Consider the following 239-nt stretch of genomic DNA (forward strand, 5'->3'; position numbering starts at 1 on the left):
CAGCTCGGCGGAAAGCCGTTCGCGCACCTCTTCGCCGCTTTCGATCTCGCGGATCAGACCGGCAGGCTTGGCGGCAACAATCGCGCGCTCCTCGGCGATTTCCTCGAACCGCGCCTCCATCCCGGCGAGCCGCTGCGCCGCATCGCCCGCGCGGGTTTGCCAGCTCTTCATGTCGGCGCGCTGCGACGAGACCCGCTCGCGCCCCACCGCCAGCGCCTGATCGTGTGCGGCAAGCGCGG

At 71.1% G+C, this 239-nt stretch carries 1 pseudogene; it reads right to left on the minus strand.

What is annotated here, in order from left to right:
* A pseudogene (locus tag D2V17_RS21150) lies at positions 1–239 on the minus strand (chromosome segregation protein SMC); the annotation flags it as partial.

Source organism: Aurantiacibacter xanthus (assembly GCF_003584015.1).
Classification (GTDB): Bacteria; Pseudomonadota; Alphaproteobacteria; order Sphingomonadales; family Sphingomonadaceae; genus Alteraurantiacibacter; species Alteraurantiacibacter xanthus.